The sequence below is a fragment of the Amycolatopsis orientalis DSM 40040 = KCTC 9412 genome, assembly GCF_000478275.1.
Classification (GTDB): Bacteria; Actinomycetota; Actinomycetes; order Mycobacteriales; family Pseudonocardiaceae; genus Amycolatopsis; species Amycolatopsis orientalis.
The window spans coordinates 247,137-269,167 of sequence record NZ_ASJB01000064.1 but is presented as its reverse complement, the minus strand read 5'-3'; the positions used below and the strand labels follow the sequence as shown (position 1 = coordinate 269,167).

General features: G+C 68.7%; 20 protein-coding genes and 1 pseudogene. 7 read left to right on the top strand and 14 right to left on the bottom strand.

Translation table 11 applies throughout. The annotated features are described in order from the left end of the window. Positions 1-65: 65 nt before the first annotated feature. Genes L324_RS22875 through L324_RS22855 form a run of 5 tightly spaced genes read right to left on the bottom strand, consistent with a single transcriptional unit; the run spans position 66 to position 7,555 of the window. On the bottom strand, positions 66-2,453 hold the full coding sequence (locus L324_RS22875) for a ricin-type beta-trefoil lectin domain protein (protein ID WP_152546965.1): 2,388 nt from the start codon (positions 2,451-2,453) through the stop codon (positions 66-68). Positions 2,454-2,459: 6 nt separating this feature from the next. Then, on the bottom strand, positions 2,460-4,400 hold the full coding sequence (locus tag L324_RS22870; protein ID WP_037312116.1) for a DUF8034 domain-containing protein: 1,941 nt from the start codon (positions 4,398-4,400) through the stop codon (positions 2,460-2,462). A gap of 32 nt (positions 4,401-4,432) precedes the next feature. Then, positions 4,433-5,323, bottom strand: a complete 891-nt coding sequence (locus tag L324_RS22865) for a carbohydrate ABC transporter permease (RefSeq protein ID WP_051174047.1) — start codon at positions 5,321-5,323, stop codon at positions 4,433-4,435. Further along, complete coding sequence (locus L324_RS22860) at positions 5,313-6,194, bottom strand: carbohydrate ABC transporter permease (protein WP_037312113.1); 882 nt, start codon at positions 6,192-6,194, stop codon at positions 5,313-5,315. Before L324_RS22860 ends, L324_RS22865 begins: the two co-directional genes overlap by 11 nt. Then, entirely contained in the window at positions 6,191-7,555 is a 1,365-nt protein-coding gene (locus L324_RS22855; protein WP_051174046.1) for an ABC transporter substrate-binding protein, read from the bottom strand. Before L324_RS22855 ends, L324_RS22860 begins: the two co-directional genes overlap by 4 nt. 331 nt (positions 7,556-7,886) lie before the next feature. Between L324_RS22855 and L324_RS22850 the strand changes: the two genes are divergently transcribed. Continuing rightward, positions 7,887-8,654, top strand: a complete 768-nt coding sequence (locus L324_RS22850; protein WP_235783618.1) for a FadR/GntR family transcriptional regulator — start codon at positions 7,887-7,889, stop codon at positions 8,652-8,654. Between the two features lie 39 nt (positions 8,655-8,693). Here the strand turns inward: L324_RS22850 and L324_RS22845 are convergent, their stop codons facing one another. Further along, positions 8,694-9,518 carry a dienelactone hydrolase family protein gene (locus L324_RS22845; protein ID WP_037312584.1) on the bottom strand — a complete coding sequence of 275 codons (825 nt, stop codon included), beginning with the start codon at positions 9,516-9,518 and terminating at the stop codon, positions 8,694-8,696. Positions 9,519-9,591: 73 nt separating this feature from the next. On the opposite strand from L324_RS22845, the gene L324_RS22840 reads away from it, so the two are divergent. Beyond that, positions 9,592-10,548 carry a GlxA family transcriptional regulator gene (locus L324_RS22840; RefSeq protein ID WP_037312109.1) on the top strand — a complete coding sequence of 319 codons (957 nt, stop codon included), beginning with the start codon at positions 9,592-9,594 and terminating at the stop codon, positions 10,546-10,548. A 76-nt stretch (positions 10,549-10,624) separates the two neighbouring features. On the opposite strand, the gene L324_RS22835 is transcribed toward L324_RS22840, so the two are convergent. Together L324_RS22835 and L324_RS22830 are read right to left on the bottom strand one after the other, a co-directional pair. After that, entirely contained in the window at positions 10,625-11,134 is a 510-nt protein-coding gene (locus tag L324_RS22835; RefSeq protein WP_328286155.1) for a DUF6292 family protein, read from the bottom strand. 82 nt (positions 11,135-11,216) lie between these two features. Beyond that, positions 11,217-12,212 carry an Acg family FMN-binding oxidoreductase gene (locus L324_RS22830; RefSeq protein WP_037312106.1) on the bottom strand — a complete coding sequence of 332 codons (996 nt, stop codon included), beginning with the start codon at positions 12,210-12,212 and terminating at the stop codon, positions 11,217-11,219. Positions 12,213-12,389: 177 nt separating this feature from the next. Here L324_RS22830 and L324_RS22825 point away from each other — a divergent pair, with 177 nt between their 5' ends. Further along, positions 12,390-13,052 (top strand): response regulator transcription factor, encoded by a 663-nt coding sequence (locus L324_RS22825; RefSeq protein WP_037312579.1) that lies wholly within the window; start codon positions 12,390-12,392, stop codon positions 13,050-13,052. A gap of 26 nt (positions 13,053-13,078) precedes the next feature. Here the strand turns inward: L324_RS22825 and L324_RS22820 are convergent, their stop codons facing one another. The 4 genes from L324_RS22820 to L324_RS22805 are packed head-to-tail and all read right to left on the bottom strand — an operon-like array spanning position 13,079 to position 16,031. Then, positions 13,079-13,969: a universal stress protein gene (locus L324_RS22820; protein ID WP_037312103.1), complete on the bottom strand. Its 891-nt coding sequence runs from the start codon at positions 13,967-13,969 to the stop codon at positions 13,079-13,081. Next, on the bottom strand, positions 13,966-14,571 hold the full coding sequence (locus tag L324_RS22815; RefSeq protein WP_037312100.1) for a CBS domain-containing protein: 606 nt from the start codon (positions 14,569-14,571) through the stop codon (positions 13,966-13,968). The genes L324_RS22820 and L324_RS22815 overlap by 4 nt, the downstream gene beginning before the upstream one ends. A 37-nt stretch (positions 14,572-14,608) precedes the next feature. Further along, positions 14,609-15,502 carry a universal stress protein gene (locus tag L324_RS22810; RefSeq protein WP_037312097.1) on the bottom strand — a complete coding sequence of 298 codons (894 nt, stop codon included), beginning with the start codon at positions 15,500-15,502 and terminating at the stop codon, positions 14,609-14,611. Next, complete coding sequence (locus tag L324_RS22805) at positions 15,486-16,031, bottom strand: flavodoxin domain-containing protein (protein ID WP_037312094.1); 546 nt, start codon at positions 16,029-16,031, stop codon at positions 15,486-15,488. The genes L324_RS22810 and L324_RS22805 overlap by 17 nt, the downstream gene beginning before the upstream one ends. 418 nt (positions 16,032-16,449) lie before the next feature. Between L324_RS22805 and L324_RS22800 the strand changes: the two are divergent. Further along, a pseudogene (locus tag L324_RS22800) lies at positions 16,450-17,592 on the top strand (transcription termination factor Rho, short form); the annotation flags it as partial. A gap of 39 nt (positions 17,593-17,631) precedes the next feature. On the opposite strand, the gene L324_RS22795 reads toward L324_RS22800, so the two are convergent. Next, the gene (locus L324_RS22795) at positions 17,632-18,129 is read right to left on the bottom strand and encodes a hypothetical protein (protein ID WP_235783617.1); all 498 of its coding nucleotides are present in this window, start codon (positions 18,127-18,129) and stop codon (positions 17,632-17,634) included. 340 nt (positions 18,130-18,469) lie between these two features. Here L324_RS22795 and L324_RS22790 point away from each other — a divergent pair, with 340 nt between their 5' ends. Then, positions 18,470-18,721, top strand: coding sequence for a hypothetical protein (locus L324_RS22790; protein ID WP_037312088.1), 252 nt, complete (start codon positions 18,470-18,472; stop codon positions 18,719-18,721). Position 18,722: 1 nt separating this feature from the next. On the opposite strand, the gene L324_RS22785 is transcribed toward L324_RS22790, so the two are convergent. Further along, complete coding sequence (locus L324_RS22785; RefSeq protein WP_037312085.1) at positions 18,723-20,174, bottom strand: aldehyde dehydrogenase; 1,452 nt, start codon at positions 20,172-20,174, stop codon at positions 18,723-18,725. Between the two features lie 78 nt (positions 20,175-20,252). Here L324_RS22785 and L324_RS22780 point away from each other — a divergent pair, with 78 nt between their 5' ends. After that, complete coding sequence (locus L324_RS22780; RefSeq protein WP_162835873.1) at positions 20,253-20,813, top strand: TetR/AcrR family transcriptional regulator; 561 nt, start codon at positions 20,253-20,255, stop codon at positions 20,811-20,813. Positions 20,814-20,887: 74 nt separating this feature from the next. Continuing rightward, entirely contained in the window at positions 20,888-21,985 is a 1,098-nt protein-coding gene (locus tag L324_RS22775) for a calcium:cation antiporter (protein ID WP_037312079.1), read from the top strand. The last annotated feature ends 46 nt before the right edge of the window (positions 21,986-22,031 follow it).

The following is a 22,031-nucleotide window of genomic DNA, read 5'->3' as shown; positions in this document are numbered from 1 at the left end:
CTGCGTGAGATGCGACGAAAGCGTCCTTCAGCCCGTCCTTGGCCTCACGCCAGACAGGAGCGCGGTCAGGACAGGGTCCACTGCTGGTTGGCGCCGCCGTGGCAGGTCCAGAGCACGACCTTGGCGCCGTTGGTGGTGGCGGCCCCGGTGACGTCGAGGCAGAGCCCGGACTGCACACCCGCGATCGAGCCGGTGGCGTCGAACCGCCACTGCTGATTCGCCCCACCGGTGCACTGGGCGATCACGACCGCCGTGCCGGGGGCGGTCTGGCCGTTGAGGGCGGTCGCGCACCTGGTGTCACCACCGCTGTAGACGGTCAGCTGCCCCGACGCGGTCCGCGTCCACGTTTGGTTCGTCCCGCCGGTACAGCCCCAGATCTGCAGCTGCGTCCCCGCCGCGGTACTGCCGCCGCTGACGTCCAGGCACTTACCCGCGGCCAACGCGAGGACGTCGCCGACAACGGGCCGCAGGGCGGATTCGATACCGGCCTGGGCCATGACCTGCCGCGCTCCCGCGGGCCAGACCCCGGTCACCTGGACGTTCCCTCTGAGGACATTGTTGTGCGGAGGCCCGGTGACCACCCTGGTCGCGCCGGTGTTGTACCAGTTTTCGGCGAAGACGCTGTCGCTGGTGTTGTTGGTCGAACCGGCGTTGGTGAAGGCCCAGACGCCGCTGTCGATGACCACGTTCTGCGCCACGGAGACGTACCGTGAGCCCTCGTCCAGGTAGAGACCGACCGTGCTCCGGTTGTCGTAGACGAGGTTGTGGTCGATCGAGCCCCCGGGATTGGCGGAGAGGTTGTAGAGGCTGCCGCCGTCGTGCAGGGACTTCTTGGTGCCGTGGACGACGTTGTACCGCACGATGGTCTCGCGCAGTGTCGTCGGAGTGGTGTAGACCGGCTGGAAGTCGTACAGGCCGCGGTTGCGGTAGTCCTGGCTGCCGCCGGGGTCGTTGGCGCCCCAGCCCCAGCCGACGTCGATGCCGTCGTAGGCCAGGTTGGACACCTCGTTGTGCTCGATGACGGCGCGCGTGACGTAGGTGGACAGGATCCCCGCCATGTCCTTGTAGTCCTTGGCGACGTCGGTCACCAGGTTGTTCTTGATCGTGATGTCCTTGGTGACCATCGCGGGCTGGGACGGGTGGTGCGCGTCCGGCCGGACCCCGCCGACGACGATCCCGCCGCCGGAGAGGTTCCTGAAGCTGTTCTGCGTCACGGTGATGTCGGACGCGCCGAGGCCGACACCCGACTGGTTGGCGTTCGCGTCGTTGCCGATTCCCAGCCCCACCTGGCCGAGATGGCGGAAGGTGTTGTTGGTGAAGGTGATGCCGGTGGCGGCCGAGACCTGGACGGCGGCGGGCATCTGGCCCCAGTTGTTGCGCGCGCCTTCGAACAGGCGGCAGCCAGACTGACACGAGGTCAGGAAGTCCCCGGGCATCTGGTGCGCGGTCGCGATAGATGTGCCGCTCTGCTGGTTGGCGTAGCCGGCCGAGGTCCCCGGTTGGAGCCAGGTGGTGTGCTCGAAGACCATGTCCCGCACGGTGACGTCGCGGATCGGGTTCGCGAGGGTGCCGCTCATCTGGACCAGCGAGGTCAGGCGCGGCAGCACGACGTCGCGGCCGACGGGCGACTGACCGGCGGCCGCCTTGTAGTAGAGCCGTCCGGCCTGGGGATCGAGATACCACTGTCCGGCGTTCTTCAGGAACGAGTAGGAATTGTGCAGCGTCAGGCCACCACCGGCGAACGGTTTGGCCAGGGTGTCGTAGCCCCAGTTGTTGTTGTTCCAGGCGGGCTGCTGCATGGTGACGGTGGTGCCGCTGATGCTCTGCACGGGCGAGAACCGGTCGGTGAACGAGTTCAGGCTCTCCAGCTCGATCCGGTTCTGCTGCGGCAGCGTCGCGAGGTAGTTGAGCGCGGGGTTGGTGATGGTCATCCCCCGCGCGGTGATCTGCACGTCGTTGCGCGAGATGGCGATCGAGGCGCGCGGTGCCAGCGTTCCGTCCACATAGAGCTGGCGGGAGTCGGCACCCTGCGGTACCGGTGCGACCCAGATGTTCGCGCCCGCGTCGTGCTGCGTCCAGCCGGTCACCGGCTGACCGCCGGACACCCGCGGCGTCGCACCCGGCAAAGCCTGCCAGGTGACCTTGTGCCCGTTACGGCCCGAGTCGGCGCTGGTGAACTTCAGCGGTTCGGCCAGCCGGTGGACACCGTCGGCCAGTTCGACGACCACGTCGCTCTTGCCGACGGCGGCACGGGCCAGTTCTTGCGCCTTCGCGAGGGTCGCGACCGGCCGGTCGGCGGAGCCCGCGGCGCGGTCGTTTCCGTTTGGGTCGACGACGATCCGCACGGTCGCGGGCTCGGCGCCGAACGCGGGAGTGGCGGTGAGTAGCGGCCCGGTGAGGGCTGTGGCCGCCGTGGCGAGCGCGGCGATCATCGATCTGCTGCGGGGATGCATCGTGTTTCACCTTTCCGGAGTGCGGGGCTGGTGATTCGGTCGATCGAAGGGCGTCCGGTAGGACGGTTGCCGGTCGTGCAGATCCAGGCGCAGGGTGAGGCCGATCCGGCTGGAGGGCGGCAGGTCCACTTCGAGCCATGGCCCGTCGGCCCGCGTACTCGCCGAGGTCACCACCGGCTCACGATGGCCGTAGTCGTACAGGCCACCGATCCAGGACGGGTCCGCGCAGACGGTGTGCCGCACGGAGCGGATCGTGTGCTCGGCGAACGCTCCGGCCTGCACGATGACGGAACGGGTGGCTTCCGGGTCGAGATTGACCAGCTCGACCGTGGTCGCCTCCGGTTCGATGCCGGAGACGAGCGCCGCGACCGAGGGCGGCAGGCCGGGCCGCCTGGCCTGGGCGTCGTAGTACCGCACGCGTGCCTGCTGCAGGCCCCCGTTGTAGATGACCTGGGGTCCGCCCCAGGTGAGCTGGACCAAAGCCTCGGTGACGACCGGATTGGACTGCTGCCACAAGTGGATGTCCTCTTCGGACACTTCTCGGTCCCGGTACCGCTCCATCCTGGCCAGCCGATGGCGCACCTGAGCCTGCGCGGCCGCCAGGATCCGCTCCGGGTACTCGGGGTTGTCCCCGGCGAGGAAGGCCAGCCACGGCTCCTCATGCCCGGCCTCTTCCTTGCTGCGGAACGCCCGGACGGTCCGCCAGTCGTGGCTGTCGGCCGCGCGCAGCCGGTCGATGCGATCCCGGTCTGCGGGCGCGGCGGTGTGATGCCACAGAGCGGTGGGGACGGCCATCAGCATCGGGTTGTAGTCGAACCAGCCCCGATCGGCATACCGCAGCGGGACATGCAGGGTGAGCGCGTGCACGTCGTCGCCGAGCTGGGCGACCCAGCGGGACTGGAGGCTGGAGTCCGCGTCGGTGAACGCCATGATCTTGCCGTGGGCGATGACCTCGTCGAGGGCGGGGCGCACCAGGTCGAGAAAGGACTCGTCACCGGTCGCCGTGACCGCCGCCAGCGCCGCGATCGTCGCGGCCTGCCCGACGCTGTACCAGCCGTGCGGCCAGGACCAGCCGTAATGCCCGCCGTACCAGCGGCCTTCCAGCAGCCCGCCGACCGTGCCGTCCGGCGCGACATTGTCGGGCAGAATGCCGCCGTTCGCGGCGGCACGCTTCCGCCAGGCGCCCACGTACTCGACGATCCAGTCCCGGTAGCGCTCCTTCCCGGACAGGATCAGCGCGTTCAGGACGAGCCCGGACGCCGCCAGGTTGACCGCGGTGTCCCCGACGGCCATCCGCCGGCGCATCTCCTCGCCCAGCCGTGGGTCGCGGTCGCGGTCCGGTTCGCCGGCGCCGGGTGGCAGCACCCAGTCCAACGGGAAGCCGTACATCCGGGCTTCCTCGGGCAGCCAGGGGTAGGACCCGCCGTCGAACAACCCCTCCCGCGAGGGATCGCTGCCGTTGTGCGGACGGCGGATGATCCGGTGGCCGGGGTCGTAGTTGCCGTACGCCGGGTCGACGTAAAGCTCCGCGAAGCGCAGGGCGCGCTCCGCCCAGCGATCGGGCGCGGCCATGCACAGGAAGTAGAACAACTGCAGGCTCTCGCCTTGGTGGAACCAGTCGTAGCCGCGCTCGTACTCGTCTTGCAGCATGCCCAGACCGGCGAGCTGCCGGGTCACCCCCTCCCAGTGCCATTCGGAGGCGGACAGCAGGTCGTCCGCCCCACCGAGCAGGTAGAGCTGCGGCCAGTTGAAGAACGTCTCGTAGAAGTCGTCCACCCCGTCGCGTGAGGTCAGCCCGGAGTGGTAGCGCAGCTGCCCGTCCGGACCGGTGAAGTCGTGCTCGAACCGGCGCCAGGCGTGGTCGAGCAGAGCGAACAGTTCGCGTTGCGCGATCGCCCAGGCAGGCGGTTCGAGCAGGGGCACTGAGGCGGTGATGACGGGATACATCCGTGAGCTCTCCGTTCCAGTGGGCGCGCAGGTCACTCCTTGGTCGCGCCGGCGAGCATCCCGGCGACGAGGAACCGTTGGGAGAAAAGGAAGACGACGAGCACCGGGGTGATCGCCAGCAACGTCGCCAGCGCCAGTTGCGGGCGCTGGACCGCCAGCTCGCCGACGGTCGGGTTGAACTGGGGGACGTTGTTGAGCAGCTCCCCCAGTCCGACCTGGACCGGGAACCGGTCGCTCGCGGGCAACAGGACGTAGGGAAGGAAGTAGTTGGTCCAGTTGGTCACGAAGCCGAAGAACCCGACCAGCGCGACCACCGGGACGGCCAGCGGAAGGGCGACGCGGCGGAACACGCCGAACTCCGAGCAGCCGTCGAGCCGGGCGGCGTCCAGCAGTTCGCCGGGCACCGCGGTGCTGAAGAAGATGTACGCCAGGTACACGCCGAACGGGTAGAACGAGTACGGCAGAACGATCGACCACATCGAGCCGATCAGGCCGACCGCGTTGAGTTCGAGGAAGAGCGGCACGACCAGGGTCGCGTTGGGCATGAGCATCACCACGAGGGTGACCACCAGCAACATCCGGCGGCCGCGGAACTCGGTCTTGGCAAGCGCGTAGCCCGCCGGGATCGCCACGCACAGCGTGATGGCGAGGGCGAGGAACGAGTACAGCGCCGAGTTGCCCAGCCACCGGAAGATCGCGTCGTCCCCGAAGGCGGTCAGGGTTTCCCAGTTCGCCCGCAACGCCTGCCATGAGCCGAAGGAGAGCGGGTGGTCACGCACGAGCTGGTCGTCGGTCTTCGTGGCGGCCAGCCCCAGCCAGAGCACCGGGAGGGTGAAGAACAGCAGGAAGAGCACGAGGACCACTGTGGACAGTGGATTCGACGGCGGACGACGCGGTCTCGCGGGCCGGGTGTCACTCGGCATCGAAGAACCCCGATCGCACGACGAACAGGGCCGCGGCGACGATCCCGACCAGCAGCAGCTCGACCGAGATCGCGGCGGCGGTGTTGACGTCGCCGTTCTGGAAGGCGAAGTCGTAGGAGAGCTGATTGAGCGAGAAGTCCCGGCCCGCCACCCCGACACTCGCCTGTGACAGCAGCTGCGGCTCGACGAAGAGCTGGGTCCCGCCGGCGAAGGCGAGGATTACCATGTAGACGATCCACTTGCGCAGCAACGGAAGCTGGATGTGCCACGCGGTACGCCAGGCTCCCGCGCCGTCGATCCGCGCCGCCTCGATGAGGTCCGGGGAGATGTTGTTCAACGCCCCGTGCAGCACCACGATCCAGCCACCGGCGCCGGTCCAGAACGCGATCAGGGTGAACAGGACCGGCAGGTGCCCCGGCGCGACCACCTGGCCGAAGGTGTCGAAACCGAACGCCCGCAACAGGAATCCGACCGGGCTCACCGCCGGATCGAGCATGAACAGCCAGACCAGCACGCTCGCCGCCCCGGCCAGGGCACCGGGAATGTAGTAGAGGAACCGCAGCGACCCGCCGACGGCGCGAGCCGTGACACGGTGCAGCAACAGCGCGAGTCCGACCACGAAGACCACGAGCGCGACCAGCCAGAAGACCAGGTACAGCAAGACGTGCCCGACGGCCGCGACGAACCGGAAGTCGCTCGCGGCGGTGGCGAAGTTCGCGAACCCCACGAAGATGCCGCTGTCATCGGTGAAGGCGAAAGCGAACGCGTACCCGGTCGGGACGACACCGAACGCGATCAGCAGCACCACGTAGGGCGCGACGAAAACGTGTCCGGCGCGGCCACGCCACCGCACTCGCCTGGTCGGCGTCATGGGCCGACTTGGTAGCCGTCGGACCGCGCGTGGTTCGCGATCGCGGTCTGCCACTCCGGGAGCATCGACACGATGGTCTTGCCCTCGTTCAGGCCAGGGGTGACCGTCGCGGCCCAGATCGCCTCCTGGCTGAACTGCCCATAGCCCCACCCCGGCCACACCTGACCCGCCGCGGCCTGCAAGGGCGCGGCGATGTCGTTGGCGTAGTACCCGGAGGTCGCCTGGTTCGCCAGCCACGTCTTGGCCGCGGGCCCGTATGCCGGATAGCCCGGCGAGAGCTTGCCCTGGTAGTCGTCCGAGGTGGTCACCCAGGTCAGGAAGTCGCCGGCGGCCTTCAGATTGGCGCTGTGCGCGGACAGCAGCCACGTGCCACCGCCGACGTTGCCGACCGAGGGACTGGTGTCGCCGGACCACTGCGGCATCGGGGCGACCCCGATCCGGCCCGCCGGCACTTTCAACGTCTCCCGGAACACCGAGCCGCCGAACCACGCCGGGCCGGGCATCATGAGGATCTTGCCGGCGTGGTTCTTCCCGAAGTCCGAACTGAACACGCCGCTGGTGGTCAAGGTGCCGTTCTTGATCAGCCCGTCGAGCAGCGACGCCATCCGGGTGCATTCGGGACTGGTCGTGTTCACGGTGACCGCCTTGGGCCCGGTGATCTGGTTGGCGCCGCATTTGCCCGCCCAGAGGTAGATCTCCGGGGCGAACGCGTCACCGACGGAACCGGCCAGATAGCCGGGATGCTCCGCCGCGACCCGCTTGGCGAGAGCCTCGTACTGCTCCCAGGTGGCGGGGACCTGATAGCCCCACTCCTTCATCAGGGTGGCGTCGTACCAGAGCACCGTCTGCGAAAGATCGTTGCGCAGGCAGTAAAGCGTGCCGTCCACCAGGCACGGATCGTTGGCGCCGGGCGCCCAGCCGTCGAGAAGGTCCTTCGGGATCAGGCCCTTGTTCAGCGGCGCGGTGAACTTCGCGGGCACGGCCCAGGTGGTCTCGTTGTTCTGCGAGCTGAAGACGACGTCCGGCCAGCCGTTGCCCGTCCGGTTGAACAGGCTCACCTTCGTCTGCAGGTAGTTCGAACCGTTGGCGTCGCCGTCGTAGGTGACGATGTTCATGGGCACGGACGGGTTCTGCTTCTGATACAGCTGCGCGGCGGCGAGGCGGGTCGAATCCACCCACACCGTCAGCGTGCCGCCCGTCTGCTCGACCGGCTTGAACTCGTTCTGGGCTTTCGCGGGCCCGCCGTCGCCGCAGGCGGTCACCGCGGCCAGGAGGAGCGCGACGACGCCTGCCAGCAACGGGATCCGCCGGGGACCGGTGCGTGGAGTGGTTCCGCCGTCAGGGTCGAGCTTCGCTGTCATGAGCGACTCCACTACGTTGTGGTGCCCGCCGACCGGTACATCGCGGGCGAAGCTGCCAGAATGTGTCTGACTCATTCGGAGACGAAAAACACCAGACCAGACGCCCCCAGTGGCGCTACGACGGTGATCTGAGGTCGGTCGAGCTGCTTAGATCACACATAACAGCCGGTCGATATCCCTGGAGTCAAGACATAAGCCTGATCAATCCCCCGATCTTCCCAGCCGTATGGGCCCGATCGGCGCGTAAGCTGGCAGCCTCGGAGGCAGGGTCACTGGACCGACGGATGACACACGCTCTTCCCGGTGGTCCCACACTGTAGGAGGCAAGCGGGTGGACAGTGCGTCCCTTCCGGCCGGTACCGGTGCGTCCACAAGAGATCAGGAGACCGGTTCGTACAAGCCCGGCTACGAACTGGTGGCGGAGCGGATCCTCCAGCTCATCGGCGAACTGCGCCTGCGGCCGGGCGACCGGATGCCCACCGAGAACGACCTGGCCACGCAGCTGGGTTCCAGCCGCACCGTGGTGCGGGAGGCGATCAAGATCCTGTCGGCGATCGGCCGGGTCAAGGCCCAGAAGGGGCGCGGGCTCTACGTCGCGGACGACGACGGGATGCTGGGCTCGGCCCGCTGGGGCGGGTTCTTCCTGCCCACCGACCTCGACCACGTCTACATGCTGTTCGAGTTCCGCCGGGTACAGGAGACCTCGGCCAGCAGGCTCGCCGCGACCCGCGCGACTCCCGCCGAACTCCGCGCCATCGAAGCGGCGGCCGAGACGTGCAAGGAAGGACACCTGAGCAGTCAGACCGCGGTCTTCGAACGCGGCGACGACGACTTCCACCTCGGAATCGCCACGGCTTCGCACAACGACTTCCTGGTCGCCTCCGTCCGTGAGGCCCGCCGCCTGCAGCACCAGAGCAGCATCATCGGCCTGCACGGCACCGTCGGCGGTCACGCCGCGGAGGCCATCGAAGAACACGCGGCCATCTTCCGCGCGATCCGGGACGGTGACCCGGAAGCGGCGGCACACGCCACCGCCGTCCATTTGGACAACACCCTCGAGGACTACCGCCGGGAGATCCAGCGCCGGGTTTTCGGCTGACTCACTCCTCGTGAGTGGTAATGACGGTTAGAACCGTCATTACCACTCACGAGGAGTGGGAGTCAGGCGGTCGGTCAGGAAGGCGAGGATCTCGTCTCTCGCGCGCAGCGTGGGGTGCCCCTCTGCGTCGACGAGGTGGGCGGTGACGACGCTGTGCGGGGTGCCGACCACCTCGCGGAAGAACGAGGGCGGGTCGGTGTTCGCGGCACTGTCCGGCAGGACCCGGCCGTCGAAGGCGCCCCCGAGGAGCGCCTGATAAGCGGCGAAGCGACGGCCGGTGCACCAGCGGTCGCCTGCGAAGCGGTAGGCGAGCACTTTCAGCCCGTCGCGCTGAACGCGGTCCCGGACCGCGAGCGCGTCCTCGTCATCGAGTTCCAGCCCGCCCGGATCGTCCAGCGGCAACGACGGATGGTTGACCACGGGCGCGATGACGGCGGGTTCGAGGGTCATGGTGAGGGCGAAGTTCCCGGTGAAGCACAGGCCGATCGCGCCGACTCCCGGACCGCCGCATTCGGCATGGGCGAGCCGGGCGAGTCCGCGCAGCCAGGTCGTGACGGGGCTGGTGCCGCCGCCTGCGAACGCCCGGAACTCGGCACTCACACACGCGCGACGGGCCACCTGCTCGCCGTCTTCGGCCGAGGGGTACGCCCCGTCGGTCCCGAAAAGCGACGGGACGTAGACGGTGAGTCCCGCGTCCCGCACCCACCGCGCGAACCGGAGGACGTCGGGACTGATGCCGGGCATCTCGGGCATCAGCACCACGGCGGGACCGGAACCCGAGACGTACACCGTCTTCGGCACCCCGTCCACCTCCACCCGGCGGCGGGAGAAATCGGTGATCGCATCGTCGAGTCGTTCGCGCATGCCGACAGCCTGGCCCGGCGACCCCACCAGCAGCGAGAGGCCGGATCGCCAGATATGGGGGTAATCTCGCCATATGCTGCGAGTCGGCGTCCTGGCCTATCCGGGCTGTTTCGCGTCCGAGGTGTTCGGCGTCCCCGATCTCCTCACCATGGCCACCCACGTCGGCGCCGCCGAATACGACGTGGCTGTCGTCTCGCATCGCCGCCGGGTCGTCGCGTCGGGTGGCGTGGCGCTGACCGTCTCGCCACTGCGTGAGGTGGACGTCCTGGTCGTGCCGGGATTCGAGCTGGTGCCGGACCTCGACCTCGACGCGAAGATCAGGGGTTTGGCCGGGGAGATCGCGGCGATCCGGACCCACGCCGCGACGGGCAACGCCGTCGTCTCGATCTGTGTCGGAGCGTTCCTGCTCGCCGAGGCAGGGCTGCTCGATCGCCGGCGCGCGACCACTTCCTGGCTCTTCGCCGACGAACTGGCTCAACGATGCCCCGCGGCCGATGTCCGGCCCGAGCACCTCGTCGTCACCGACAAGGGAGTCACGACAACGGCGGCCTTCAGTGCCATGTACGACTTCGCACTCGAACTGATCCGCGAGCACAGCGGCGCCGAAGTGGCACGGACGACAGCACGGGTGGCACTGGTCGACGACGCGCGAACATCCCAGACCCCCTACGTCGACGCGCGGCTCCTTCCCCGGCCCGGCAACGAATTCTCCCGCCGGGTCATGCGGCGTCTCGACCAGAACCTGGCCGCCCGCTACGACCTCGCCGCCCTGGCCGACACCTTCAACGTCAGCTCGCGGACCTTGCTGCGGCGCTTCGCGGAGGAGACCGGCCAGAGCCCGCTCGAGTATCTCCAGTCCTCACGGGTCCGGCGCGCCCGCCACCTTCTCGAGACGACGGACCGCACGGTCGCCGGAATCTGCACCGCGGTCGGTTACCGGGACCCCGGGACCTTCGCCGCCCTCTTCACCAAGCACACCGGACGACGCCCGAGGGACTACCGCGCCGCCTTCCGTCGCGACGCGTCTTGATCCTGCGCCGTTCTCCGTGTCCATAAAGGACAAACGAACCGTCCAGGCTCACCGAGGCCAGATGCCGGAGAATCTGTCAGACCGCTTGGGACAGCCGCAGGGCGCCGGCGGGCACCCAACCCAGACGATAGCGCGCGAGGCGGTTCGGCAGGTCTTCCCGGTGATCGCCGAGATCGGGCGGCACCGGAGCGGAGATCGGCCCGCCGAGCGAGAGGGCCGCCACGAAACCGGCCACCCGGCTGGGCGCGGGCACGATTTCGTCGCCGAGATACGCCAGGACAAGCAGGTCCTCGCCCGAGTACGTCTCCATGGCGAACGACCACCCGTGCCGTTCGTCCCAGAGCAACGCGATATCGCGGTCGGGATGGCGGGCGAGCCTGCCGTCCAGCGCGATGTAGGCGGACACGGGCGCGTCGACGTCCATCGTGCAGGACTCCGCGCCGACTCCGAGAGTGGCACCGACGGCGGCGAGATAGCCGTTCAGCGCGTCCAGCAGGCCTTGTTCACGGTCGATGCCGGTCAGCAGGGGGATCACCCTCCGTCGTTCGTGGTCGTTCACCGGACACGCCAGGGGCGTCCCGGCCATGTGCCGAAACTAGGGGCGGACCATCGTCATCGGCAGACGGCGTTCGGCCCTTCGGAGCAGGACCTTCGTCACCTGAGCGCGGTCAGGCCTTGAATCCCGTCCCCAGCACCTCGGCGACCACACGCCGCGGGCTGGCCTCGACCGGGCCCGACGAATAGCCGAACCGCATCAAGGCCTGGGGAAAGCCGCCCAGCTCCAGGTCATCGCGAAGCGCGGAGCGCACCTCGGGCAGATGCAGCGGCTGGGTCAGCACCGATCCCACGAGGCCATGGTCGACGGCACTGAGCCAGGTGTTCTGCAGGGCATACCCGGCCCGCAGCCGGTCGTGCCGGGTGTCGCCAGGGGTGACGAACGCGAGCAGGGTCTCCTCGGTGAGACGACGCTTCAGCACACTCCGGTCGGGCAACGCGGTCGAAGCGCGGACCAATCCGGCCCACGGCAGCGATCCGGTGGGGATGGCGCTCGTGGCGAGGCCGACGCCGTGGGCCCGTTCGTCACGGATCGTCCACAACGCCAGCTCACGCTGATAACCGTGGTCGTGCTGATACGCCTCCGCGGCGAACTCGAGCAGGTCCGCGACCTGGGTCAGCTCCAGTTCGTCCAGGATCGGTCTGGCTTCGATCCCCTGCGCCGCCGCCGCTGCCCGCAGAGCCACGATCTCATGCCTCGGTACCGGCCGCGCCGAGAAGGGCCTCCGGTAACTGTGCCGTCGTTCGATCGCCGAGTACCGGTGCAGTTCGTCGGGGGCGGGCGCCGAACGCGGTCCCGGCTCGACGGTCGCGACCAGCTCCGGCCTGCCCGGATCGGGGAACATCTCGGTGCGGGCGTCGAAGCCGAGCACACGGACCGCGAGCCGCACGTTGGCCAGCGCGGCCCCACAGGACAGGAGACGGTCCCGGCCGTCCGGATCATGTTCCGGCAGGACCAGGTCCCGGCGTTCGATCAGCAGCAGCCGGTCGCCGTCGAAGTCCAGCAACCACGGCTGGATGTTGTGCACCGACGGCGCCCGCAGCAAAGCCCTCGCCAGCACCTCGATCTCCGCAGGCGACCAGCCTTCAGGCTGCCTTCGCTCCACCATTTCCCCGTCCCTCTTGTTGTCTTCGGTCTGCCTCCACAGTGCGCCTCGAGCCGGGTGCGGGCGCAGGTACGGACGGCTCCGATCGCCGGGACCAAGTACCCCCGGCGGCTGCGGGACCCGGATCGCGCGGGTATTTTCGAAGATACGGCCAGGAACCTGCGGCGGAAGGACCCTCCGATGACCACCAAGGTGTTCCTCGTCGACGACCACGAGATCGTCCGCCGTGGACTCGCCGACCTGCTGGGCAGTGAGCCGGACATCGAGATCACCGGCGAAGCCGCGTCGGTGTCGGAAGCGCTGGCCCGGATCCCCAAGAGCGACGCCGGCATCGCGGTCCTGGATGTGCGGCTCCCCGACGGCACCGGAATCGAACTGTGCCGGGAACTGCTGTCGAATCAACCGGACCTGCGCTGCCTGATGCTGACCTCGTACGCGGACGACGAAGCACTGTTCACCGCGATCATGGCCGGGGCATCCGGTTTCGTCCTCAAACAGGTGCTCGGCAACGACCTCGTGTCGGCCGTCCGCACCATCGCGTCCGGTGGTTCCCTGCTCGACAGCCGCACCACCGCCGCGCTGATGAACCGGATCCGCCGTGAACGCGACCGCGACGACCCGACCTCGGACCTGTCGGAGCAAGAACGCACGGTCTTCGAATTGATCGGGGAAGGCCTGACCAACCGGGAGATCGGGGAACGCATGTTCCTCGCCGAGAAGACCGTCAAGAACTACGTCTCCCGGATTCTGTCGAAACTCGGCTTTCAGCGCCGGACGCAGGCCGCGGTGCTGGCGACGGAACTCAAACGGGATCCGGGCGGGCCGACCTTCGGAGACCGTTGATCGAACCCGCCGCGGCCGGTACGGACTCAGCTCGGCCGGACCACCATGACCGGGCATTCGGCGTGGTGCGAGAGGGCCTGGCTGACCGAGCCGAGCAGCTGCCCGGTGAACCCGCCACGACCACGGCTGCCCACGACCACGAGCTGCGCCTTGGCGCTCCACTGCAGCAGCGCGTGACGCGGCTGATCACGGACGAGCACCCTTTCCACGACCACGTCCGGATACTTCTCCTGCCAGCCGGCGAGGCGTTCCGCGAGCAGCCGGCGTTCGTCGCCCTCGATGGACTCCCACTTCGTGACCAGTCGCGCCATGCCGTAGACGTCGTCGTAGGTGATGTCCGACCAAGCATGCACGGCCACCAGGGAAGCGTTACGCCGTGACGCCTCCTCGAACGCGGTGGCCAAGGCCCGTTCGCTCACCGGGCTGCCGTCGATCCCGACGACGACGGGGCCACCGTCGGGGTAGTTCGTGGTGCCCTTCCTGCCTCGCAACACCAGTACCGGGCACTTCGCGTGGGCGATGACGGCCGACGCCGTCGAACCGATCATCATTCCGGAGAAGAATCCCTTCCCGGAGGCACCGACCACCAGCATCGCCGCCGACTCCGACGCGTCGAGCAAGAACGGTATGGGCGAATTCTGCGGCATGGCGGTGTCCACCCGGATGCCGGGAGCGGTCGTTTCGGCTTCCGCGACAGCCTCGTCGAGTACCTTCCGCCCGTAAGCGGCGAGGTCGTCGAACCATGGTGCCGGCCCCGCCAGCCCACCGCTGTAGGACAGCTGCTCCAGGTGAAGGGCATGCACGATCAGGAGCCCCAGCCCCCGTGCGTCGGCGAGGGCGGCGGCCTGGCGAACGGCGGCCCGTCCCGGCTCGGAGCCGTCGGTCCCGACGACGATCCTCTGGTTGGCGGCATTCATCGGTCATCCTCCTGATAGGTCACTTCGGCTTGCACGACACCGGGGATCGCTTCGGCGATGACCTTCGCCACGTGCCTGTCGGTGTCGTCGTCAAAGGCGTCGCCGATCCGGACGACGCCGTCGTCCACCTCGACGGTCCACCGGCTGGAACCGCCGAAGACGGCGAGGTGATGCCGCACATCCGCGGCGATCGCGGTGTCGCCGCGCGCGAAAGCGCGCACGAAGTCGCCGCGGGTCAAGATGCCGATCACCCGAGAACCGTCCACGATCGGCATCGCGCGGATCTTGCCGTCGAGCAACGCCTTGCCCACTTCGGCGAGGTCGGCGCCGGCGCTCATCCCGATGGCGGGTGTCGTCATCGCCTCGCCGACCGTGCTGACCGGTTTCGGCCGGGCACCGGATTTGCCGCCGGACCGGATGTCCAGAGGGAAGCGGTCGCGGATCAGATCGGCTTCGGTCACGATGCCGATCAGCCGATCGTCGTCGTCCACCACCGGCAAAGCGGTGAAGCCGTGCTCGGTCAGCACTTCGGCCGCGTGTTTGGCGGTCGTCTCGGCGGTGACGGTGACGACCGGGGTCGTCATCAAGTCTCGTGCTCGCATGGGGTCTCCCGTGTGAAGATGTCCGGTGGTCTGTGGCTCATCGCGTCGGCGATTCAGGGCGGATGACGGCGACAGGGCATTCCGAATGTGTCACCAGGGCCTGACTGGTCGAACCGAGCAACATGCCTTCGAAACCGCCACGTCCCCGGCTGCCGACCACGAGCAGGCTCGCTTCCGAACCGGCATCGAGCAGAATCCGCGCCGGGCGCCCTCTGCGCACGACGAGCCGCACCGGAACGTCCGGCTGCTTCTCCCGCCACGGTGCGACCTGCTCTTCGACGGACTTCCGCTCCGCCGCTTCGATCTCAGCCGGATCGACGTCGAGGAAATGTGGCCGGATCGCGCCGTGGTCGAGCATTCCGGACCAGGTCCGTACGACGGTCAATCCCGTTCCCCGCAGACGGGCCTCGTCGAACGCGAAGGCGAGCGCCGCCGCGCTGGAGGGCGATCCGTCCGTGCCCACCACGACCGGTCCGGTCTCCCGCGCTTGTTCTCCCCTGGCGACGACGATGGGACAGTGCCCGTGGTGCGCGAGGGCCACAGCGGTCGACCCGACGAGCATGCCGGTGAATCCGCCGAGCCCCCGCGAACCCAGTACCAGCATGGTGGCGGCGAGAGATTCCTGGACCAGCGCGGGTACCGCGCTCCATTCGCGGGCCGCGCTCTCCACGGCGAGATCCGGATACCGGGCGAGGACCTCTTCCCGCGCCTCGGAAAGCCATTCGGCCCCGCGGTTCTCGAAGCCGACGCGCACCGTTTCGCGGGAAGGCGTGACCCCGGGCATGCTCGCCGCCGGGACCGTGTACACGTGGACCAGCCGCAGTGGCAGCCCGCGCCGCCGTGCCTCGGTCGCGGCCCACATCGCGGCCGCCCGCGCGGACCCTGACCCGTCGATCCCGGCCACGATCGCCCCTTCAGTGACTGGCCGCATGATCACTCCCCACGGTCCCCCGTTCACCGGCGAGCACCCCGGCGATCGCCGCCGCCCACGCCCGGACCGCGGGCCAGTCCCGGTAGTCGCCGTCCTTGACCCGCAAGGCGGTGACCAGGGCGCGCTCCGCGAACTTCATCCGGCCGCGGTCGATCCGGCCGGGGAAGACGCGGTGTTCCCGCGCCCGTAACGCGTTCACCGTCTCGGCGACGTCGACCGGTTCTTCGGCGGGCTTCGGCTCGTCGCCGACAGGCCCGCTCGAGAACAGCCATACCGGCTTCGCGCGCAGCGCCTGCCGGTGACGTCCGGCGAACGCCGTGGCGTCTTCCAGCCAATGGCCAAGATAGACGGCGCTGCCGAGGACGACCGCGTCGTAGTCGTCGATCGAGCCGACGTTGCCGGCGTAGAGGACGTCGACGGCTGTCGTGATGCCCCGTGCCTCGAGGTCCTCGGCCAGGACACGACCCACCTCGTCGGCGATGTCCCGGGTCGCGCCGTGGCGGGTCGCCACCGCCACCAGAATCTTCATCTCGGGTCCCCTCGTTCGGTTCCCTCCCAGCTTCGCGGACCCACCTCGCTGTGCGCAGAGCCCGAAGTCCCCTGACCTGCGCCATCGGTCCCGGCCGACCGGCCATGCGAACCGGGACACAGGACCGAAAGTCCCTATCCGTTCCGGTGATCACCGCCGGACGCGTGGTTGCCCGCCGGATCACCCCACTGCTACTCTCAAGACGTCTCACGCTTCCGGGTTCCGGACCATGTCCCCCGCGAGCGTTTTCCGACCCCTCATCGTTTCGGCCGCGACCGGCTTCTCTGACAAGCCGTTCCCAGCGCGAACGGGGTCTCACCACACGGCCTGTGCATGCCTTGTCGCGGCACCACGCCGATCATCTACCCAGAAAGAATTTCCTATGTACAGCAACGATTTCCCCGATGACGCGTACCAGAACGACGCGGACCGGCCGGTCACCGGGATCCTCGACATCGTGGACAACCGCGCGTTCGTCCGGCTCGACGGCTACCTGCCGGGACCGGACGACGTCCACGTCCCGCTTCCCTTGGTGCGCAAGCACCATCTGCGGCGCGGGGATACCGTCACCGGACGCGTGCGGCCCGCCGGTCAGGGCCGGAAATCCCCGTCCCTGACCGAGGTCGACGCCGTCAACGGGCTGGCCCCTCGGCAAACCGCCACGCGGCCCGCGTTCTCCGACCTGGTCCCCCTTTACCCGCACCAGCGCCTGCGGCTGGAGACCGAGCAGCACGGCCTGACCACCCGCGTGATCGATCTGCTCATGCCGGTGGGCAAGGGGCAGCGGGCCTTGATCGTCGCGCCTCCGAAGGCGGGCAAGACCTCGGTGCTGCAGGCGATCGCGCACGGGATCAGCAAGAACCACCCGGAATGCCATCTCATGCTCGTCCTCGTCGGCGAGCGCCCGGAAGAGGTCACCGACTTCGCCCGTGCCGTACCCGGCGAGATCATCGCCGCCACGTTCGACCGCCCGCCCGGCGAGCACATCGCGCTCGCGGAGTTGGCCATCGAACGCGCCAAACGCCTGGTGGAGATGGGCCGCGACGTGGTGGTGATGCTCGATTCGCTGACCCGGCTCGGCCGCGCCTACAACCTGGGCGCGCCCACCTCCGGGCGCATCCTCTCCGGCGGCATCGATTCCGCCGCCCTCACCCCGCCGAAGCGGTTCCTCGGGGCCGCACGGGCGATCGAGAACGGTGGTTCCTTGACCATCTTCGCCACCACGCTCGTCGACACCGGTTCGCTCGGTGACACGCTGATTTTCGAGGAATACAAGGGAACCAGCAACGCCGAACTGGCACTCGACCGGTCGATCGCGACCAAACGGATCCACCCCGCCGTCGATGTGAGCAAGACCGGGACCCGCAAGGAGGCACTGTTGTGCTCGCCCGCGGAGCTGGCGGCCACCGGCGCGTTGCGCCGTGCCCTGCACCGCCGGGATCCCCAGCAGGCCATCGACATGGTCCTCAATGGACTGCGTGCCACGCCGACCAACGCCGAGTTCCTCGCCCAGCTGACCAGGACCACGCCACAGTCGGTCGTGAGTGGTAATGACGGTTAGAACCGTCATTACCACTCACGAGACCGGGAGGGCAGGCGCTCAGGTGAGCAGCAGCGGTCCCTCGTACCGCAGCACATCGCCCTCGCCGTACACCCGGACCGTCAGTTCCGGCGGTTCCCAGGGAGCGAAGACCTCGTCGACGGTCTGGGGCGCCGGACCCAGGTCCACATCCACGGCGAAGGTATGCGCCACGATGTCGGCCGGGACGACGGCGCCGTCCGCGTCGGCCACCTCCAGCCGGCTCACCCCGGCCTCGACTGCCCCGAGCACCCCCGGCCGCGAACTCCACACCGCGAATCCTCGCTCGCTGGTGTCGCTCCCGTATCCACCGCTCATGATGTTGAACAGCGTGCGCTCCCCCGCCCGGAAAACGCACTCCGCCTCGGGACCCGAATCCTTGTAGACCAGCAACCGTCCGTTCGCGGTGCTCGTCCCGAGCAGGGCTCCGGCATGCCACCCCGCATGCGACACCGCCTCCGCCGAACCCTCGGCCTCCGCCGACCGGTACAGCTCGGCCAACTCCGTCAACTCCGCCACCCACTGCGCGGTTTGTTCATCCCTTGATGGGGCCACTACGCGTGTACTCTCCTCTTCGACTGTCCACAATGGTCATTACCGAGGTTGACACACACCGAAGTCGATCACATCGGGGTTTCCCCGGAGATCGCTCAGGGTCGCTGCACGATTCCGTGCAACCGACCGCCGTCACGCTACCGCTCCGGGTGAACACGGAACGTGGACCTCGGGGCCTTCTGACACCGGTCCATTGCGCCGACCAGAGCAATCTCGCGGGTTTCCCGTCATGGGGTCCGCTTTGGCACGTCGGAGTGTCGCCGGGGCAAACCCGGCGACACTCCGACGCAGAGGGGTCAGGCTGATGACCGCGCAGGGCACGATCACGGACGAGATCGGCGAAATCGGTGTCTGGCTGATGGGCGAGTTCGACGGCCGCGTACCCGCGGGGTTGATCAGCCGGGTGCTCAACGCGAGCAGGCGCGATCTCGAGGGCCGTATCGACCCCGAGGAGCTGGGCGAAATGTTCCACACCCTCTGCCGTTTCCGGCTTCAGCGGATCGTGGCGGCGGATCAGCGGATCACGGTCCGGATCCCCGGCGCTCGCGCCTCGTGAGTCACCGCACCGGCACGGTCACGGTCTTGAGCTCGACGTACTGAGCGAGGCCGGCGGCACCGTATTCCCGGCCGACGCCGCTGGCCTTGAACCCGCCGAACGGGCCGTCGAAACCGATCGGTGCCCCGTTGACGGTGACCGTTCCGGTCCGCATCCGGCGGGCGACGGCGAGAGCGTGCTCTTCGTCGGCCGACCAGACACCGCCGGAAAGGCCGTATTCCGAGTCGTTGGCGATGCGGACGGCGTCGTCCTCGTCGTCATACGGCAGGACGACCAGCACCGGTCCGAAGATCTCCTCCTGGGCGATCCGCATCGTGTTGTCGACGTCGGCGAACAAGGTCGGGGTGACGTAGTTGCCCTTGTCCAGGCCGACCGGGACTTCGGGGCCACCGGTGACCAGCCGCGCGCCTTCGGCGATGCCGATCTCGATGTAGTCGCGCACCCGCTGCTGCTGGCCGGGCCGCACCATCGGGCCGATGAAGGTCTTCTCGTCGGCCGGGTCTCCGACGACCAGGGACTCCGTCATCTCCTTCAGCGCGGCGACGACCTCGGCGTACCGGCCGCGCGGCGCGAGGATCCGCGTCTGCGCGATGCACGCCTCGCCGTTGTTGAGCAGCGACCCGAACTTCAGCCCGGCGATCACGTCGTCGAGGACGGCGTCCGGCAGGATCACGGCCGCGGATTTGCCACCCAGTTCCAGGCTGACCCGCTTGAGGCGCTCGCCGGCCAGCGACGCGATCCGGCGGCCGGCCGCGGTCGAACCGGTGAACGCGATCTTGTCGACGCCGGGGTGTTTCACCAGGTATTCGCTGGTCTCCCGATCGGCGGGCAGCACGCTGATCACCCCGGACGGCAACCCGGCCTCCGCCAGCAGATCCGCGAGCAGGCTCATGCTGAGCGAGTTCTCCGGCGAAACCTTGAGAACGACCGTGTTCCCCGCGAGCAGGGCCGGGACGATCTTGGCCATCGACGCCGAGAACGGTGAATTCCACGGGATGATCGCGGCGACCACCCCGATCGGCTCCCGGCGCACGATCGAGCGGAACGGCGCGGACGGGTCCGACGGCGTGAGCGTCTCCTCCCACCCGAGCTCTTCGGCCGCCTTCAGATACGAGACGGCCAAGCGGCCCACCCCGGGCTGGCCCGCCCGCGTGAACCACAGCGCCGAGCCGTTCTCGGCCGAGATCAGCTCGGCGATCTCGTCCGCGCGGACTTCCCTCAACGCGTTCAGGCGCCGAAGAACCGCTATCCGTTCCTTCGGCGAGGTCTTCGGCCACGGTCCTTCGTCGAAGGCGGTCCTGGCCGCGGCGACGGCGCGGTCGACATCAGCGGGAAGCGCCTGCACGACGCGCCCCAGAACCGACTGGTCGTGCGGGGACACGATGTCCAGTAGCGCCGGGTCGCTCGGCGTCGTCCATTCGCCTCCGATGAAAAGCTTGTCCTTCGTGATCACCGTTCCGCCTCCTTAACTGTCACATCAATGTAGCACTTATGACGGTTAACGACACAGCCGTGTGATACATTCCCGACGGTGAGAGCTGATGCGGCGCGAAATCTCGAAGCGGTCCTGACCACGGGCGCGGCGATGCTGGCGCGCGATCCCGCGACCAGCATCAGCGCGATCGCCGCCGAAGCAGGCGTCGACCGGCGCACCGTCTACCGGCGTTTCGCCTCCCGCGAAGACCTTCTGGCGGCCATCTACGACTCCAGGCTGACCGCGGTCGAGGAGGTCGTCCGCGCCGCCCGGCTCACCGAGTCCGCGGTCCCCGTGGCGCTGCACCGCTACGCCGAGGGCATCATCGAGGTCAACCGCACCTGGCCCGTCGAGCTGACCAGGATGCGCGCCGAACCGTCCATTCAGGACCGTCGTGCGCGGCTCACCGCCGAGGTGGATGCCTTCCTCCGGCGGGCGACCGAGGAAGGATTCCTCCGCGCGGATGTCCCGGAAGGCTGGGCCAGCCGTCTGCTGATCCAGCTCCTGCATCTCGCCTCACGGGAGGACCTGCCCGCCCCGCGCGCCGCCGACCTGCTCGTCAGCACCTTCCTGAACGGAGTCGGCGCCCGCCAGGCCGCGTCGCCTCGTGAGTGGTAATGACGGTTCTAACCGTCATTACCACTCACGAGACTGGAACGGCGGTGTCACGCACGGTATGCGAAGGTGACCTCATGGCCGCCACCACCGGACGATTCCCCGTCTCCTGGACCACCGCCACGCCGGTCGTCGCCATAGTGGTGCTGGCGCTGAGCTGGGGCCGCGACCTGGGACCGGTCCCGGTGGCCGTCGTCGCGCTCGCCCTCGGCGCCACGGTGCTGGCCGCAGTGCATCACGCCGAAGTGGTCGCGCATCGGGTCGGGGAACCCTTCGGCTCGCTGGTGCTGGCCATCGCGGTCACCGTCATCGAGGTCGCGCTGATCGTCACGATGATGTCTTCCGGCGGCCCCGAGGCCGGCACGCTGGCCCGCGACACGGTGTTCGCCGCGGTGATGATCACCATGAACGGCATCACCGGTATCTCGCTCATGGTCGGCGCCCGCCGCTACGGGGCGACGCACTTCAACCCCGAGGGCAGCGGCGGCGCCCTCGCCACCGTGGCCACGCTCGCGTCGGTGACCCTCGTGCTGCCGACGTTCACCTTCAGCACACCCGGCCCCGCCTTCAGCAGTACACAGCTCACCTTCGCCGCGATCGCGTCGTTGCTGCTCTACGGCCTCTTCGTGCTCACCCAGACCGTGCGCCACCGCGACTTCTTCCTGCCGGTCGACAACGACGGCGCCGTCAAGGAGGAAGAGCACGCCGAGCCGCCCACCAACAAGGCGGCGCTGACCAGCCTCGGCCTGCTCCTCGTCGCGCTGGTCGCCGTGGTCGGCCTGGCGAAGGTCGAATCACCCGCGATCGAAGCGGGGGTCCGTGCGGCGGGCTTCCCGCAGTCGTTCGTCGGTGTCGTGATCGCGTTGCTGGTGCTGCTGCCCGAAACCCTGGCCGCGACGCGGGCCGCGCGGCGCGACCGGATGCAGACCAGCCTCAACCTCGCCTACGGTTCGGCGATCGCGAGTATCGGGCTCACCATCCCGACCATCGCGCTGGCGTCGATCTGGCTGGACGGGCCCCTGCTGCTGGGCCTGGGCGCCACCCACATCGTGCTGCTCGCGCTGACGATCGCGGTCAGCGTGCTCACCGTGGTCCCCGGCCGCGCGACCCGGCTGCAGGGCGGCGTGCACCTGGTGCTGCTGGCCTCGTTCCTGGTGCTCGCCGTCAACCCGTGACACGAGTCCTCTTCGGACAATGTTCTGTCGGTGGTCACGGGTAATC